This window comes from Corynebacterium sp. HMSC056F09 (genome assembly GCF_001815785.1).
GTDB classification, from domain to species: Bacteria; Actinomycetota; Actinomycetes; order Mycobacteriales; family Mycobacteriaceae; genus Corynebacterium; species Corynebacterium hiratae.
The window spans coordinates 69,776-85,510 of sequence record NZ_KV821899.1; the positions used below are offsets into that span (position 1 = coordinate 69,776).

The following is a 15,735-nucleotide window of genomic DNA, read 5'->3' on the forward strand; positions in this document are numbered from 1 at the left end:
GGCGTGCTCATCCTCACCTGCGGCCTCGACCACAACGTCATCCGCTTCCTGCCCTCCCTGGCCATCCCGGAAGACTTGTGGCGTGAGGCGCTGCAGGTCGTCGTCAAGCAGTTCAACGAGTACAAGTAGCTCACTCTTTCGCTCACCCGGTTCTTTCCGGGTGAGCTCCTGTTTTATTAGTCCTTAGTTATCGGAGAAGTTTTTGTCCAACAACATTTCTGTGTCGCAGAAGGATGAGTCCACGGCGGAGTTCAAACCCGCGCTGTCCTTCGTGCAGGGCATCGCCCTTATCTTCGGCACCAACATCGGTGCTGGAGTCCTCTCTATTCCTTATGCCGCCCGCAACGGAGGGTTCCTCGCACTCGTTATTGCTCTGCTGATAGCAGGTACCCTCACGACCATTTCCATGCTGTACGTGGCGGAGACAGCCATGCGCACCAAGGCGCCGCTGCAGGTTTCCGGATTGGCGGAGCATTACCTGGGGCAGTGGGGCCGCTGGTTGGTTTTCGTGGCCATCATCGTCAACGGTATCGGCGCGCTCATTGCCTATGCCGCTGGTTCGGGTGACTTGATCAACAACATCTTCGGGTTGCCGCCGCTTCTTGGCACGTTGATCTTCTTCGGCTTCGGTTCGTGGGTGATGTACCGCGGCCTGCACACCACGGGTGCAGCTGAGGGAGCCATCACTGCCGGTATGGCGATCATTATCGCGGTGCTGTGTGGATGGACAATCCTGGGACCGGGTATCAAGGCTGAGAACCTGCTGGTTCTTCATCCCTTCTTCATCGTCCCGATTCTGAACCTCGCGGTTTTCTCCTTCCTAGCGCAGTACGTGGTTCCGGAACTGGTGCAGGGCATGGACCCAGCCAAGCCACAGCAGACCGCGCAGGCAATTGTGCTCGGCATGGTGGTGACGGGCTTTACCTTGGCGTTGGTTCCTTTTGCCGCCCTTGGTCTGCTTGGCATGGAGGTCACCGAGGTGGTGACCATTGCCTGGGGTGAGGCACTGGGGCCGGTGGCCTACTACTTGGCCAATATCTTTGCGCTGGCGGCCATGCTGACGTCGTTCTTGGCGATTGGTTTTACCACCATGCGCAACGTCCTCGACATCTTCCACTGGGAAGGCGTGAAGGGACAGCGCATCGTGGCAGTGGCGCTGACGGTTGTTCCGCCATTGGTGATTTCCATTGCTGGCCTCGGCGGTTTCGTTGCGGCATTGTCCTATGCCGGTGGCTTCGCAGGCGCCATCATGTCCGTCATCCCGGTGATGCTGCTGCACGCCTCCCGTAAGAAGGGCGACCGCGACCCGGGTTGGAACGTGGGCGGACTCGCACACCCGGTAATTCAGGGCACCATCATCGTGGTTTATGTCTTGGCCTTCATCTACTCGATCATTTCCATCCTCGGGTTGGTGCCGGCAGGCTGGGCTTAGGGCCGGCTTTAGATGCGGCACTTTTAGACGCGACGAACTCGCCTAGTTGCCAAAGTTCGGGCCAGATCCTGAGTCAGGAGCGTTGGTTTTGGCAGAACGGGCAGTTGTAGCCCGGCCCTGGAACTAGACCATGCCGAAAACACGAAAAGGCTGGGCTGCTCCCCATATCAAGGAGCGGCCCAGCCTTTCGGCATGCTGCCTAGGTTTGCAACTGAGGCTACGGCCTAGAAGATGCCGTGCTTATGAAGCGCCTCGTCATCGGACGGGACCTCAGAAATGGCATCCCACATTTCGACGAGCTTGCCGTCCTCGACGCGCCACAGCTCGCAATAGGAATGGCGCGCACCAGCGATGCTGCCTTCGGAATGGGTCAGAACGAACTGTCCTTGTGCAACCGTGCGGTGGATGCGCTCATACTCTAGACCTTCGCCATCCTCCTGCAGCTTGGTGAGGAAATCGACACAGTTCTGAGCGCCATCGGCGATATCAGGGGAGTGCTGGGCAAACTGATCATCACGGGTGTTGTCGATGAAGCCGGAGTAATCAGCGCCGATGAGCGAGCGGGTGAAGAACTCGATGACGAACTCTCGGTTCTGCTCGGTGAGGCTCTCATCACCGATCTCGGTAGCGCCATCGAGCTGCGTGCGGCCGCTTGCGTTCGGTTCCGCAAGGGGAACGAGGTTGTCCCAGTGCTCGACAATCTTGTCGCCCTCGACGCGGTAGATATCGAAACCAACGAACGGCTCATCCTCGATGCCGTCGAAGCGACCATGCAAAGCGACGAGGCCGTTGGCTTCGTCGGCAATCACCCGGGCGTTGGTGTACTTCAGACCCTCGCCCAGATCCGTGACAAACTTCTTGAGACCTTCTGCATCATTAGCGATGAGGGGAGAGTGCTCCACGAAGTTGTCGGCGAAGTGCTTGTCCAGGACGGAGATATCGTGGCCGTCGAAAAGCGCGGTGTGGACCTCGAGAACGAAGTTTCCTAGTGACGTCATGGGATCTCCTTAGTTGGCCACGAAGTAGGTGCGCTTGTTGACAAACTCATCCATGCCGTAGGGGCCCAGCTCGCGGCCGTAGCCGGAGTTCTTCACACCACCGAACGGGACCTCGGCGCCCTCCGCCGCGTAGGTGTTGACGTTGGACATGCCGACCTCCAGGCGCTGGGCAATCTTCTCAGCGCGCTCGACGTCCTTGGAGAAGACGCAACCGCCCAGGCCGTACTGGGTGTCGTTGGCCAGCTCGAGAGCCTCTTCGTCGCTGCTGACCTTGAACACGGTCGCCACGGGGCCGAAGAGTTCTTCGTAGTAGACATCAGCGCCAACCGGGACATCGGTCAGCACGGCGGGGCTGAAGTAGGAAGACTTCTCATCCGCCAGCTCACCGCCGACGTGCAGGGTGGCGCCGGCGGCCACGATGCGGTCGATCTGATCCTTGAGGTTTTCTGCCGCGCTGCGCGAAGACAACGGGGTGTAGACGGTTTCGGAAGCCTCCTGCGGGGCACCAGGCTTCATAGCCTTTGCGAGCTCGACCAGCTCAGCGACGAACTCGTCGTAGATATCGTCCATCACGATCAGGCGCTTGTTGGAGTTACACGCCTGGCCGGTGTTGTACATGCGGGTCTCCCACGCATCCTTGGCTGCCTGCTTGACGTCATCGGTGTCGAGGATGACGTACGGGTCGGAGCCACCGAGCTCGAGAACTGCCTTCTTGAGGTTCTTCGCAGCCAGAGAGCCCACCGCAGCACCAGCGCGCTCGGAGCCGGTGAGGGACACACCGCGCAGCTCCTTGTGCTCGATGATCTTCTCTGCCTGCTCGTGAGTAGCGAAGACGTTGGTGTAGACGCCCTTGGGAACACCGGCATCATCCATGATCTTTTGGATGGCAAGCGCGGAGCGCGGGCAGATGGTGGCGTGCTTCAAGACGATGGTGTTGCCGAGCATCAGATTCGGGGCGGCGAAGCGCGCGACCTGGTAGTAGGGGAAGTTCCACGGCATGATGCCCAGCAGAGCGCCGATGGGGCGGCGCTGAATGTAGCCCTTGCCGTCCATCTCGACGGGGATTTCCTCGTCGGCGGCGAACTTCGGGCCGTTGTCGGCGTAGTAGCTAAAGATAGCGCCGCTGAACTCAGCCTCCTCGACGCCCTCGGAGATCGGCTTGCCCATTTCGGTAGCGATGATCTCTGCGAGCTCATCCTTGCGCTCTTCGAAGAGCTCGGCAACGCGCGTGACTACCTTGGCGCGCTCCTCGATCGGGGTCTCGCGCCAGCTGAGGAATGCCTCGTGCGCGGAGTCGACAGCGGCCAGGACCTCCTGGTCAGTAGCGTGATCAAAAGTCTCGAGAACCTCACCGGTAGCGGGGTTTTCTACGCGAAATCCGGACATTGCTTCATCCTCCAATGATTGAAGTGTGTATGGGTTGCGACCCATTATGGGGCTGAATATGACTTAGTGCAAGGTTCGTGCGTTTTATGTCATATATCTCAGTGTGGGCTTATGGGGAACTTGGGTTGAGGGGGTGAAAGGAGGCCACCTAGCCCCGCCAGGGCTCAATGCCCGCGCGTCGCCAGGCCTCCAAGAACTGTGTAGTTTCTGCTTCGTCCGTGATGGATACGCGCACGCCCTCGTCGAGATAGCGGCGGATGACCACGCCTTCATCGAGCAACTTTGTCTCCACCTCTTCGGCATCCGCGCGCGGCAGCCAGACGAAGTTGCCGTAGGACTTCTCGGCTCCCAGCTCCGCGCAGACGCGGTCGCGTTGTGCTTTGGTGATCTCGACGGCGTCGTCAAGCTCGTCGTGGCGCTTGAGCACCTCCACAGCGGCAGTTTCTGCCATGGCGGTCACCGTCAAAGGCAAGGAGAGCAGCTGCAGCGCGTTGATGATTTCCGGTCCTGCCACCGCGTAGCCCACGCGCATGCCGGCCAGACCCCATGCTTTGGAGAAGGTGCGCACGCCGAGCAGATTGGGGTAGCGCTGGTATTCCTCGACTGAATCTGGGGTATCGGGGGCGTCGTTGTACTCCCAGTAGGCCTCATCCAGCAGGACCACGACATCCTCGGGCACCCGGTCCATGAAGGCTCGGAATTCACCGCGCGTGATGACGGTGCCCGTCGGGTTGTTGGGGTTGCACAGGATGATGAGCTTGGTCTTCTCCGTCAGGGCGGCAAGGACTGCCTCCAAATCGACGCGGTAATCCTCCGTGAGCGGGACCAGAATCGGTTCCGCGCCGGCCATGCGCACGTAGAGGGGGTAAGCCTCAAAGCTGCGCCAGGGCACGATGACCTCATCGCCGGTGTGACAGGACGCCAAGATGGTGGCCTGCAGGATGGGCGTGGAACCCGCGGAGACGAAGATGTGATCCGCCGGAACGCCTAGGTAATTGCACAAGGCGTTGGTGAGCTCCAGGCTGCCGGGCTGCTGGTAGCGGTTGGTGGTGCGGGCGGCGTCGGCAACCGCGGCAATAATGTCCTCGGCGGGCTGGAAGGGGACCTCATTGGAGGAGAGTTTCAAGGCATGGGGGAAATCCTTGCCTACCTTGTACTCGGGGAAGCTTGAGAGATCATTACGAAGCATTTTCACGTCCTTTCTAAATCATGTCCCAGATGGTCACGGCCATAATTAGCAGGCCCATACCGAAGACGAAGTAGTTCCACGGGTCATTGCGGAATTGCTTGTACACGTCCAGTTTCTTGAACATATACACCGGAACCAGGTAGACGATGAACGCCACGAAGACACCGGAGACAACCGAAATCATGGAAATGATGGAGGGGTTAAAGATCGCCACGAGCGTGGTGCACACGAAGGCGATGAGATAAATGATGTTGAGCAGCGTGCGGTGCGAGACCTTCTCCGCCAGCTTCGGCGCAGCGTTCTTCAGCAGGTACTCCGTGCCTTCTTCGGTACCGAGCATGTGGCCGAAGTAGGAGGAGACGATGGCGCAGATGACCACGATGGGGGCCATGTAAGCCATGAACGGAGTGCCAGTGACGTTGGCGAAATAGGAGAGCACCGGGATGTTTTGCTCGAGGGCCTCATTCATGCCGTCGGCGCCGAGTGCGAGGACGCAGGACCACACAAAGAACATGGTGAAGACGACGAGCAGGATAGCGGTGTAGAACTCCGTGCGGGAAACGCGCTTTTCGGTCTTCTCGCCGTATTGCGGCTGCATGTCGATGGCGAACTGCGACAGCGCCGCCATGTGGGAGAAGGAGAAGACCAGCACCGGCAGGATGAGGAAGATGCCCTTGATGATGCCGCCGTAGCCATTCGAGCCGTCATCGAAATGGATGAAGCTGTGCGGGTCCCAGCGTGGGATGAGGTAGATGGAGGTGACGGCCAGGGCGATAATCAGCGGGTAGACCAGCACCTGGGCCAGCCAGATCATCGGCTTGCGGCCGATGGCGAAGGCGCCGGTCATCACGCCCACGCAGAGCATGGCCAGCAGCCACCGGTCGAGCGACGGGCCACCCAGCTGGTTGACAATGAAGCTATCCACCGCGTTGGTGATGGAGACACCATAGATGAGGACGGTGGAAAAGACCGTGATCCAGTACAGCACCGCGAAGACGATTCCTTGGCCCTTGCCCAGATACTGGGAGACCAACTCGAGGATGTCCTTGCCGTGGTCCTCCGTGGGCGCACCCGCAACAATGCGTGCATAGGTCCGGTGCGAAAAGTACACCAAGGGGAAGATGAAGACCGTGGCAAAGACCAGCGGCCAGAACCCGAAACCGCCGGCATTCAGCGGCAGGAAGAGGATGCCAGCACCCACGGCGGTGCCGAAGAGCGTAATGATCCACGATGCGGTGGAGGCAGCGGGGCGCTGCTTGGCGACGACCCCATCGCCCACAATGTGCTCGCCTTCCTTCAGCTGGCTAGCGGGTACGGCATTCGAAGTTGGAGGAGTATGTGTCGTGCTCATGGTGAGCCTCCTTTAGCTGGTGGGCGTTTCGTCGGTGTGTAAAACCGGGGAGGGCGGGATAGGCAGGGAATGGGCCTGGTCGGTGATGACGTTGAGAAGCGCTGGTACGCCGTCCTCGGCGATGGCGCGCAGGGCGCGGGCCACGGCCTCCGGTACCTGGGCGTCATCAGTGATGAGCTCGCCGTGGGCGCCGAAGCCGCGGGCAACCGCCGCGAAATCCGGGTTGACAAGCTGCGTGCCGGAAACGCGGTCGGGGAAGTGCTTCTTCTGGTGATCGCGGATGGTTCCGAACTCGCCATTGGACATGACGATGATGAGAAAAGGCGCGCCGTATTGCAGCGCGGTGGCCAGTTCTTGGCCGTTCATGAGGTATTCGCCGTCGCCAGCAATGGTGACGACGGTGCGCTCCGGGAACTGCAGTTTGGTGGCCACTGCGGCCGGGATGGAGTAGCCCATCGAGCCGTTGCGCACGCTGAACTGGGAGGGGTAGACCTGCGAGCGCAGGAACTGCTGGGCCCAGATGCAGTGGTTGCCGGCGCCGAAGGTGTAGATGGAATCCTTCGGCAGCTGCTCGTGCAGCGCGGCGAAGACGGCCTCCATGTGGGCGGTGCCTTCTTTACCGGGACGATAGTCCGCGGGCTCGGGGAGGGTGGCGAAGTCGAGGTGGTTCGCGTGCGCGGCGTCGAACCACTCGCCGCGCTTGTCCTTGCCCTCGACGCTCAGGCGGTCCAGGGTGTGAGCGAAGGCCACGGGGCTCGCCACGATGTGCTCTACCAGCGCCACCGAGTGGCCTCGCAGACTGGTATCGGGGTTGATGGCGATGTTGCGTGCCTGCGGTGACTGGCGCAAGGTGTAACCGTCGGTAGGAACATCACCGAGAACGGCACCGACTTCGATGACGAGGGAGGCAGCTTCCAAAAGTTGCGCCGCGCGTGGGTCGCGCCCATAGCCGAGCCAGCCGGCGTTGGCGGGGGAGTCGAAAGGCACGCGGTCAGCGGCGCGGAAGTCTTGAATGATCGGGATGCGGTGCTCTTCGGCGAAGCGGGTGATCGTCTCTGCGGCTTCCGGGGTCCAGCGCGGGCCGCCGGCGAAAATGAGTGGGCGCTCTGCGCGGCTTAGTTCGCGGGAGAGGAGGTCCAGGTGCTCGTCGGAAAGCGCGCCTTCCGACACCGGGATGGGTGGGTGGATGCTGCCGGTGAACTCCTGGTGGAGAATATCCTCCGGCAGGCCCACGATGACGGGGCCGGGGCGGCCCTGCTGGGCTTGGAAGAAGGCTTCGGCCACGACGCGGGAGGCACGCGACGGATCGTCGAGGACAAAGACCTGCTTGGCCTGGGTGCCGAACCACGCCTTGGGATCGAATTCCTGGAAGGACTCGCGGTCACGATCCGAGATGGGGATAAGGCCCACGAAGAGGACGAGCGGGGTGGCATCCTGCCAGGCGGTATGGATACCCACGTAGGCGTTGGCCGCGCCGGGGCCGCGGGTGACCATGGCGACGCCGGGCTGTCCGGTGGCTTTGCCGTGGGCTTCAGCCATGTAGGTGGCACCGCCTTCGTGGCGGCAGACGATGGCCTTCACGGGGGAATCGTAGAGGCCGTCGAGCACGGGCAGGAAGCTTTCGCCGGGCACGAGGAATGCGCGGGTGACGTTGTGCGCGGCGAGGGATTCGGCAATGGCGGCGCCGACGTGTGACATGGAAACCTCCCTGGGGTTGTTGTGGTAGTGGTCTCATTATTCTTTGGTGATGCCATGTTGTCTAATGTCGAAAAAGCTGGAAAGCCATACCCTCAAGGCATTGGTAGTGGTAGAAGTAAGGGAATGGACATGGTGAAGGCCAAATATTTCCTTGCGGTTGCCGAAGCTGGCACGGTGACTGCCGCCGCGGAGCGCCTGGGCATTACCCAGCCGGCGCTGAGCCGGCAGCTGCGGCGCTTTGAAAAGGAGCTGGACCTGGAGCTTTTCGTGCGGGCCGGTTCCGCACTGGCGCTCAGCGACGCGGCACACGCTCTCATTCCGACGTGCCGCCGCCTCCTCGCCGAATCCGCGCGCGCCGGGCAGGCGGTGGAGGCACTCCGCGCGGGCAGTATCCCGGCGCTGCGCGTGGCTGCTACGCCGACGACGATTTCGACTCTGCTTGCGCCCTTTATCGAGGCCGCTGGCTCGACTATCCCACTGCTCACCACGACCCCGGTTACGCACTACGACGTCTTCGACGCGCTGGAAGGCTCCGCCGACGTGGTGATTGCCACCATCCCGCCGGGCAATGACGTGGCCTCATTGGCGTTGGGCACGATTCCGGTGCGCGCCTGGGTGCTGCCGACGCACCCATTGGCGCTGGAGTGCGCGGGTTCGACCAGCGTGGAGGTTAAAAGGTTATTGCAAGAAAAGATGGCTCTGCCTTCGCGGCGCAGCGTGTCCCGTGGGGTGGTGGATTCCTTCGTGGGCACGGCTGGCTGCGCCTTGGGCTCGCATGTCGAGTGCGATGACACCGCAACCTTGAGCGCCTTGGCCCGCTCGGGCCGAGCCGTGGCCTTGATGACAGAACTGCAGCCGGCGCGGCTGGTGGGTTTCGACGTGGTCGATGGTGAACGGACTCTGGGCGGTGTGCCGCTGGTGGCGGCGTGGTCCCCGGGGCACTTCGCGGGGCAGGAAATTGCGCAGATTGCTGAGCGCTTCCGTAGTTTTATTGCGGGGTCGCTTCGCTAGGGTCTGGTTCTTGGCGCTGAGCGGTGTGCGCGCTTGGTGGGCGGTGGATAAATCTGCCCCAGTTGCCAAAGATTTGGTGCAAAAGGGCGGCAGGTTCATCTTTGACGGCTCCTGTGGCTTGGGTGTTCAGGTGCTCGTGCCCGGCCAAGTGAAAACTCGCTCATGCAATCTGGCTAGGGAAGAGTCCCACAAACCCTATAGGGCACCGGCCAAAACCGTTCAATGATCTGTGTAGGAAAGACTCAATTGGCCATTCAGGGGACTCGGCAACTCTTGTAACCGAATGGGCTGAAGGTTATCGCCGGTTCGTATGGTTGGCATTAGTCACCAAATCAGGGGCCAACTCCGGTGAGGGTAGCTTCGCCCATTCACACAGTGACTTGAATACTCGTCAACACTATTTTCTTGGCAAGATGAAGTCAGTGTAAGCTACAGTGCCTTCTCCCGATTTGAAAACCGGTGTGAGGCAATCTCGAAGTGCTCACGCAATTTCTCTTCCCAGCCCGATCCATCAGCAACAGAGTTGAGTAACTCTTCATGAATCTTGACCTCATTTTGAATGTCGTCATCCTGAGCGCGGTTGACCAAGAGCAATGCTTTGAAATTCCTTTCACAGATTTCCCACATGCTCAAAGCGAGTCGACCTTCGGAAGCTGATAAGAACGATTGATGGAATCGAAAGTCTGCATCTCTTGCGCTGTCCAAGTCATTACTGTTCGCTGCCCGGGCAAAAGCATCCAAAGCTTCTGTCGTCGCGGACCAGTCGGCATCTCTTTCCAGCGCTATCTCAATTGCACGGCGCTCCAAAAGAAACCTAAGCTCATACAGCTCTTTGACCACTTCATTAATGCGATCGCTCACTTTGTAGCTTCGCCCATCTTGCTGAATTAAGCCATCGGCTTCAAGCTTTGCAATTGCATCGCGTACCGGCCCCCGGCTCACCTCAAATTCGCGAGAAAGCCAAGGCTCCGTAAGTGGGGTCCCCTCTGGGAGAGCCCCTGAAAAGATCTCGATGCGTAGTGACTCGGCTACCTGAACACCCAGCGATTGTTGCCTTACGATCATTTTTTCTCCTATGACTCTTGACTCAGTTGTAGCACCTCCGTATTGTATCCCACAATTAACTGTTAACAGTAAACAGTTAATTGGCTCTCACAAGACAAGGAAAGGAGGGTTCAGGGTTGCGCATTCCGACCAAGGCCCAAGGCGTCTTAAACACAAGGATTTCTAGGCGTGGATTCCTAGGAGCCATGGGCGCTGCGGCTCTATCCAGCACTTTAAGCTCTTGCTCTGGTTCGCGTGCGGCTGGTTCCTCAGCCAAAGCAGAGTTCGATCTCGTCATTGCTCATGCCACGACGACCGATCACTTTACGCATCGTGCTTACATGCTTTTTGCAGATCACATCAATAAGGGCAGCGAGGGAAGAATCAACGCAAGGGTTTTCCCCAATGGAGTTTTCGGCGGAGACCGACAGCTCATTGAATCCGTCCAGCTCAACAACATTCAGGCGACCGCACCGTCAACCTCTCCGCTCGCCGCGTTTTCCAAGAACATGAACGTCTGGGATTTGCCGTTCAAGTTCGATTCCCGGGACGAAGCATTTACAGTGCTAGACGGTGAATTCGGACAAGCACGGCTGAAGGAACTCGAGGATGTTCAAATTGTGGGGTTGGGTTACTGGGAAAATGGATTCCGGAATCTGACACACAAAGTTAAAGACTTGGAACTCCCCCAAGGACTCAAAGGCCTCAAAGTTAGAACACTGGAGAACCCGACGCAGATCCGAGCATGGAACGCCACCGGTGCCAGTGCAACACCGATGGCTTTCACTGAGGTGTACACAGGACTTCAGCAGGGAACGATTGACGCCCAAGAAAACCCACTGGCTCTCATCGCCTCCCAAAAGTTTTATGAAGTTCAAAAGTATATGGTGATGTCCAACCATGTGTACACCCCCATGCCGCTCCTCTTGAGTAAGAGATTCTTCGATGAACTTCCTTTAGAACTTCAGGAGTTGGTCAAGGAAGCAGGCACGCTTTCCACGCAATACTGCCGAGAAGAAGCAATCAAAGACGAAGAGAAGTCGAAGAACGCCATCCTTGAGGGTGGAGTGGAAATCCGCGATATCTCGAACCATGAACGCGACCAAATGCGCGAGATCATGTCCGCCGCAGCGGAGTCATACCTCCGTGGGTTGCTTGGAGACCAAATTATTGACGATATGAATAAAGCAGTGGAGGCCAGCCGTGCATAGCGAAGAAACACGTGGCACGTCCCACCACAAGCTTTACGTTGATGAATACATTGGCGCCGGAATCCTCGGCATCATGACCATTCTCTTGTTTGTCCAAGTCTTTTCACGATTCATCCTTCAAAATTCGCTCTCGTGGAGCGAGGAGCTTTCTCGATACATGTTCATTTGGATGAATTTCTTGCTCCTGGGAATCGTGACGCTTCGAGGAGAACACATTGCAATTGATGTGCTGACGTCCAAGCTTAAAGGCGGGGTCAAGAAGATTGCCATGCAGTTTGTAATCATCGCCTGCTTCATTGTCAACATCATCCTCCTTGTTTTCGCAATACAGATTGCGACTACCCTCTTTCAACTCGGACAAACGTCTGCAGCACTTCAGCTTCCAATGTGGGTCGTCTACTCGGCTCTGCCGTTCGGCCTCGTGCTGTGTTGCCTCCGCATGTTGCAAACAAGTGGCCAAATCTGGCTAGGAACGTCACCCCTCTTGGATGACAACCTTGAGCTAGAACTTGCCGAAAGGACACAATCATGAGTCTGGCTTGTCTCTTGATAACGCTTTTCGCAGCACTTGCCCTAGGTATTCCGATTGCGTACTCACTGCTTGCAGCAGGATTGCTCACAATCTTCTTGTTCAATCCCGGTATCTCGTACGGAATGATTGCGCAATACCTGACTACTGCAAACGACTCGTTCCCGATTCTCGCCGTTCCTTTCTTTATTCTTGCCGGCCTAATAATGGGTAAGGGCGGCATTTCCCGCCGCCTGTTCAATGTGGCGAATTCCTTCGTGGGGCATATTCCCGGTGGTGTCGGAGTTGCAGCGGTCTTGACCGCAATGTTCTTCTCTGCGATTTCTGGGTCGGGCCCCGCAACCGTAGCTGCAATCGGCGGCATCATGATTCCAGAGATGATCAAGCTAGGGTATTCCAAGCAATTCTCCGCGGCTCTCATCGCCTCGGCTGGAACGATTGGCGTTGTCATTCCCCCGTCCATCCCCCTCGTTATCTTCGGCGTCGTAACAGGCACGAGTATCGGGGATCTCTTCCTTGCAGCGATCGTCCCAGGAATCTTGATGGGTGTAGTGCTTATTGGATGGGCTATCTACTACGCCAAGAAGAACAACGTTGGTCGTACCGAGAAGTCCACATTGAGAGAGCGACTGCACCAAGTAAACGGCGCAAAGGCAGGCCTCTTCCTACCAATTATCATTCTCGGAGGAATCTACGGCGGCATCTTCACGCCTACAGAGGCAGCTGTCATTGCAGTCGTCTATGCAGTCCTCGTCAGCATGGTTATCTACAAGGAACTGGACTTCCGCGGCATCATGGAAACCTTCAACTCCGCTGCGCTGACGTCCAGCGGCCTGATGATTATTGTCGCCGCAGCTGCAGTATTTAGTCTCTTCCTCACCATCGAAGAAGCTCCTCAGGCTATCGTAAATGCCTTGAGTCACCTTTCAGATAGCCCACTGGTGATCATTATCATCGTGAACCTGATTCTTGTTTTGCTCGGCACCTTCATGGAGACAATTGCTGCGATCACAATTATCAGCCCCATTCTTGTTCCCGTCTTATCACTGGCAGGAATGGATCCCATTCAAATTGGTGTCATCGTCGTTCTCGTTCTATCGATCGGCTTCATCACCCCGCCCCTTGGCGTTAACTTGTTTATCGCCTCCGGCGTTGCCAAAATTCGACCACAAAAAACAGTGGTCGCAATCATCCCCGGGTTCCTCCTCTTGGTTCTCGTGGGCCTCATCGTAAGTTTCATCCCGGCGCTTTCCGTCGGCCTACTTTAAGGAGTTGTACACAATGACTAACCATCGCGAAAATCTCGCAAACGGCGCAATCTACCACGGCCAGTGGCTGATGACTACCAGCACCGACCTCGCTAGGGCTTCGTCTGCCATTGGATTCGATTACGTCTGTATCGACATGCAGCATGGCTTCGCCCGTAATGAAGACATCCTCCGCCTCAGCGACGCGATTCGCGCCGGCGGTGACTCTCTTGTGACGGCACGAGTCGCTGACAACCGATTCACTGAAATTGGAATGCTCGCCGATGCTGGGATCGAAGCCATTATCGTTCCTCTCGTCTCCAACAAGGAACAGGCGAAGGCAGCTGCAGACGCTCTCCGTTATCCGGATCACGGAGGAAACCGTTCCTTCGGCCCTACCGCTCCGATTGTCAAAGGTGACCCCGTGAACACCTCTGATATCAAGCCTCCCCTTCTTTTCGTCATGATTGAGAACGCTGAAGGATTTTCCAACGCAGAAGAAATCTGTGGTGTCGAAGGAGTCGACGGAATTTACATTGGCCCATCGGACCTAGCGCTAGCTGTCGGCTCGACTCCGGGACCGGAAGAGCAAGTTACAACTGATGCTATCGCCAAAGTCCTCGGAATCATCCAGGACGCTGGTAAAATTCCTGGAATCCATTGCAGCCACGGTACTGAAGCTAACAAACGCCGAGAGCAAGGGTTCCGTTTCATCACCACGTCCAGTGATATCGCAGCAGCACGAGCCGGTTTCATTAACGACTTGAAGAACGGACGTGGCACCAATGACTAACAAGCGTGTAGTAATCACCGATCATGAATTTCCCAACCTAGCTGACGAAGAGCGAATTGCTGCTGAAAACGGCGCAACGCTTGAGGTACATAGCGACGTTCTCCAAGAAGACGAAGTTATCGCAGCTACCAAGGGTGCTGATGTCGTAATCCTCGCTTATGCCCAAATCACCCGTAAGGTACTCGAAAGTCTTGCCCCCGGTGCGACCGTGATTCGATATGGAATGGGCTACGAGACAATCGATATGCAAGCAGCAACCGAACTTGGGGTCCGAGTCTGCAACGTTCCAGATTACGGTGCTGACACAGTCGCAGACCACACTGTAATGCTTGCCTTGGCAGCGGTCAGAAAGGTTTTGACCTACCACTCGAATATTGTTCGTGCGAATGACGGGTGGATTGCTGCTCCAGAAGTTGGGCGGATTCCGGCAGTCTCGGATCTTACTTATGCCACTGTCGGGACTGGACAAATTGGTCTCAAAGTTGCAAAGCGCATGCAAGCTTTTGGAGCGACCACCATTGCCTACGATCCTTTTGTTGACAAAGATCTGTTGTCAAAGGAAAACGTTGAGGTTGTCGAACTAGATGAACTGCTTTCGCGAGCAGATGTTGTTTCAATCCACGCCCCGCTTACTGACAGCACGTATCACATCATTGGTGACGCTGAGATTGGCAAGCTGTCGAACGAAGCAATCATCGTGAACACCGCCCGCGGTGCGCTTCTTGACACTGAGGCGGCAGCACGCGCAGTGTCCGAAGGCCGCTTAGGAGGCCTAGCACTCGACGTCATGGAAAGTGAGCCCCTCGAGGAAGGCCACCCGCTTCGGACCGCTCCGAACACTATCCTCACCCCTCATGCCGCTTATTACTCCGAACGGTCTTTGGCCAATCTTCAGTTGTTCGCAGCTGAGGAAATGGGGCGCGCCTTGAGTGAGCAGCCTCTCCGATGCCAGCTCAACCGCTAACCAAACTGGAGTAACGGACAAAAGCTCGCCTCGAGCCCACGCTAGGGCTTGAGGCGAGTTCTTTGTTTTGTTAGCTAGGGCTGTTGGGAGGGGTGAGCTGCGGTCCTAGCAGTCGAGCAAGAAAACTCACGGCATGTTGCGGATACTAGGCAGCAACCAGCCCCTCAACAATGAGCGCCACAGCCGCGCTGATAGCCACCACAAGGACAATGCGGTTGAGCACCTTGGCGTTGATGAAACGGTTGAGGTAGCCGGCGGCGATGAGGCCCACGATGGCTACCGGCAGGTAGGCCGCGGCGGCGGTGAGCTGCAGGCTGGTGATTTGCCCGCTCAAGCCCAAGATTGCCAGCGAGATGGTGCAACCGATGATGAAGGTCCCCGACAGGGTGCCGCGCACACGGGCGGGGTCGTAGCCCTTGAGCACCAACGCCATGGGCGGGCCACCAATGGAGGTGGATGTGCCCAGAAACCCGGAAGCAGCGCCCGCGACTGCAATGTTGGCGGTGGTGCGCTTGGGAGACCAGCCGAGGCTGGACAAGGTCATGGCAAAGATGACGGCGCAGCCGATGAAAAGGGAGAGCCCGCGGTGGGAGAGGGAAGCAATCGCCCACGCACCCGCGAGCGAGCCGGGTATTCGCGCGATGGAGGAAATAGCCACGATGTCCCAGGACACCGCCGAGCGTGCTTTGAGCATCGTGGTAGTTGAGATGACGAAGGCCAGCAGGAGGATGAGCGTGGGAACCAGCTCCGGCTTAATCAGCGCCAAGATGGGGGTGGCGATGGTGCCCAGCCCAAAGCCGATGGTTCCCTGGCAGATAGTGCCCACGAGGATGAGCACGCCGATGAAGATATAAAGCCAGCTGAACATTGCTCTACTATCTC

The 15,735-nt window shown here is 57.9% G+C and carries 14 protein-coding genes; 7 read left to right on the forward strand and 7 right to left on the reverse strand.

All coding sequences use genetic code 11. The features are described from left to right. Nucleotides 1-202 precede the first annotated feature (202 nt). Complete coding sequence (locus HMPREF3056_RS02695) at nucleotides 203-1,432, forward strand: aromatic amino acid transport family protein (RefSeq protein WP_049156031.1); 1,230 nt, start codon at nucleotides 203-205, stop codon at nucleotides 1,430-1,432. 224 nt (nucleotides 1,433-1,656) lie between these two features. Here HMPREF3056_RS02695 and HMPREF3056_RS02700 read toward each other — a convergent pair whose 3' ends face one another. From HMPREF3056_RS02700 to HMPREF3056_RS02720, 5 genes are all read right to left on the reverse strand, one after another. Further along, nucleotides 1,657-2,430, reverse strand: a complete 774-nt coding sequence (locus HMPREF3056_RS02700) for a nuclear transport factor 2 family protein (RefSeq protein WP_070701095.1) — start codon at nucleotides 2,428-2,430, stop codon at nucleotides 1,657-1,659. A gap of 9 nt (nucleotides 2,431-2,439) precedes the next feature. Then, nucleotides 2,440-3,816 carry an NAD-dependent succinate-semialdehyde dehydrogenase gene (locus HMPREF3056_RS02705; RefSeq protein WP_070754052.1) on the reverse strand — a complete coding sequence of 459 codons (1,377 nt, stop codon included), beginning with the start codon at nucleotides 3,814-3,816 and terminating at the stop codon, nucleotides 2,440-2,442. A 148-nt stretch (nucleotides 3,817-3,964) separates the two neighbouring features. Then, the gene (locus tag HMPREF3056_RS02710; protein WP_070754053.1) at nucleotides 3,965-5,005 is read right to left on the reverse strand and encodes a histidinol-phosphate transaminase; all 1,041 of its coding nucleotides are present in this window, start codon (nucleotides 5,003-5,005) and stop codon (nucleotides 3,965-3,967) included. 13 nt (nucleotides 5,006-5,018) lie between these two features. After that, nucleotides 5,019-6,356, reverse strand: a complete 1,338-nt coding sequence (locus HMPREF3056_RS02715) for an aromatic amino acid transport family protein (protein WP_070754054.1) — start codon at nucleotides 6,354-6,356, stop codon at nucleotides 5,019-5,021. A 12-nt stretch (nucleotides 6,357-6,368) separates the two neighbouring features. Beyond that, complete coding sequence (locus tag HMPREF3056_RS02720) at nucleotides 6,369-8,054, reverse strand: thiamine pyrophosphate-dependent enzyme (RefSeq protein WP_070754055.1); 1,686 nt, start codon at nucleotides 8,052-8,054, stop codon at nucleotides 6,369-6,371. A 129-nt stretch (nucleotides 8,055-8,183) separates the two neighbouring features. Here HMPREF3056_RS02720 and HMPREF3056_RS02725 point away from each other — a divergent pair, with 129 nt between their 5' ends. Next, complete coding sequence (locus HMPREF3056_RS02725; RefSeq protein WP_232745467.1) at nucleotides 8,184-9,065, forward strand: LysR family transcriptional regulator; 882 nt, start codon at nucleotides 8,184-8,186, stop codon at nucleotides 9,063-9,065. 429 nt (nucleotides 9,066-9,494) lie between these two features. Here the strand turns inward: HMPREF3056_RS02725 and HMPREF3056_RS02730 are convergent, their stop codons facing one another. Then, nucleotides 9,495-10,130 (reverse strand): GntR family transcriptional regulator, encoded by a 636-nt coding sequence (locus tag HMPREF3056_RS02730; protein WP_070512278.1) that lies wholly within the window; start codon nucleotides 10,128-10,130, stop codon nucleotides 9,495-9,497. 185 nt (nucleotides 10,131-10,315) lie between these two features. On the opposite strand from HMPREF3056_RS02730, the gene HMPREF3056_RS02735 reads away from it, so the two are divergent. From HMPREF3056_RS02735 to HMPREF3056_RS02755, 5 genes are read left to right on the forward strand one after another with little or no spacing between them, the layout of a single operon-like run. Then, on the forward strand, nucleotides 10,316-11,320 hold the full coding sequence (locus HMPREF3056_RS02735) for a TRAP transporter substrate-binding protein (protein WP_070754056.1): 1,005 nt from the start codon (nucleotides 10,316-10,318) through the stop codon (nucleotides 11,318-11,320). Continuing rightward, complete coding sequence (locus HMPREF3056_RS02740) at nucleotides 11,313-11,852, forward strand: TRAP transporter small permease (RefSeq protein ID WP_070512270.1); 540 nt, start codon at nucleotides 11,313-11,315, stop codon at nucleotides 11,850-11,852. Before HMPREF3056_RS02735 ends, HMPREF3056_RS02740 begins: the two co-directional genes overlap by 8 nt. Continuing rightward, nucleotides 11,849-13,117, forward strand: a complete 1,269-nt coding sequence (locus HMPREF3056_RS02745; RefSeq protein WP_070754057.1) for a TRAP transporter large permease — start codon at nucleotides 11,849-11,851, stop codon at nucleotides 13,115-13,117. Before HMPREF3056_RS02740 ends, HMPREF3056_RS02745 begins: the two co-directional genes overlap by 4 nt. A gap of 13 nt (nucleotides 13,118-13,130) precedes the next feature. Then, nucleotides 13,131-13,889: an HpcH/HpaI aldolase family protein gene (locus HMPREF3056_RS02750; RefSeq protein WP_070512263.1), complete on the forward strand. Its 759-nt coding sequence runs from the start codon at nucleotides 13,131-13,133 to the stop codon at nucleotides 13,887-13,889. Then, nucleotides 13,882-14,853: a C-terminal binding protein gene (locus HMPREF3056_RS02755; protein WP_070512259.1), complete on the forward strand. Its 972-nt coding sequence runs from the start codon at nucleotides 13,882-13,884 to the stop codon at nucleotides 14,851-14,853. Before HMPREF3056_RS02750 ends, HMPREF3056_RS02755 begins: the two co-directional genes overlap by 8 nt. Before the next feature lie 145 nt (nucleotides 14,854-14,998). On the opposite strand, the gene HMPREF3056_RS02760 is transcribed toward HMPREF3056_RS02755, so the two are convergent. Beyond that, a complete protein-coding gene (locus HMPREF3056_RS02760) occupies nucleotides 14,999-15,721 on the reverse strand; it encodes a sulfite exporter TauE/SafE family protein (protein ID WP_070512256.1) in 723 nt (240 codons plus the stop codon). Nucleotides 15,722-15,735 lie beyond the last annotated feature (14 nt).

Excerpts from the sequence above, each read along its gene's own strand:
- HMPREF3056_RS02710 (WP_070754053.1), bottom strand. The coding sequence starts at position 5,005 with ATGCTTCGTAATGATCTCTCAAGCTTCCCCGAGTACAAGGTAGGCAAG.
- HMPREF3056_RS02755 (WP_070512259.1), top strand. The coding sequence starts at position 13,882 with ATGACTAACAAGCGTGTAGTAATCACCGATCATGAATTTCCCAACCTA.
- HMPREF3056_RS02760 (WP_070512256.1), bottom strand. The coding sequence starts at position 15,721 with ATGTTCAGCTGGCTTTATATCTTCATCGGCGTGCTCATCCTCGTGGGC.
- HMPREF3056_RS02725 (WP_232745467.1), top strand. The coding sequence starts at position 8,184 with ATGGTGAAGGCCAAATATTTCCTTGCGGTTGCCGAAGCTGGCACGGTG.
- HMPREF3056_RS02715 (WP_070754054.1), bottom strand. The coding sequence starts at position 6,356 with ATGAGCACGACACATACTCCTCCAACTTCGAATGCCGTACCCGCTAGC.
- HMPREF3056_RS02735 (WP_070754056.1), top strand. The coding sequence starts at position 10,316 with ATGGGCGCTGCGGCTCTATCCAGCACTTTAAGCTCTTGCTCTGGTTCG.
- HMPREF3056_RS02705 (WP_070754052.1), bottom strand. The coding sequence starts at position 3,816 with ATGTCCGGATTTCGCGTAGAAAACCCCGCTACCGGTGAGGTTCTCGAG.
- HMPREF3056_RS02700 (WP_070701095.1), bottom strand. The coding sequence starts at position 2,430 with ATGACGTCACTAGGAAACTTCGTTCTCGAGGTCCACACCGCGCTTTTC.
- HMPREF3056_RS02745 (WP_070754057.1), top strand. The coding sequence starts at position 11,849 with ATGAGTCTGGCTTGTCTCTTGATAACGCTTTTCGCAGCACTTGCCCTA.
- HMPREF3056_RS02750 (WP_070512263.1), top strand. The coding sequence starts at position 13,131 with ATGACTAACCATCGCGAAAATCTCGCAAACGGCGCAATCTACCACGGC.
- HMPREF3056_RS02730 (WP_070512278.1), bottom strand. The coding sequence starts at position 10,130 with ATGATCGTAAGGCAACAATCGCTGGGTGTTCAGGTAGCCGAGTCACTA.
- HMPREF3056_RS02720 (WP_070754055.1), bottom strand. The coding sequence starts at position 8,054 with ATGTCACACGTCGGCGCCGCCATTGCCGAATCCCTCGCCGCGCACAAC.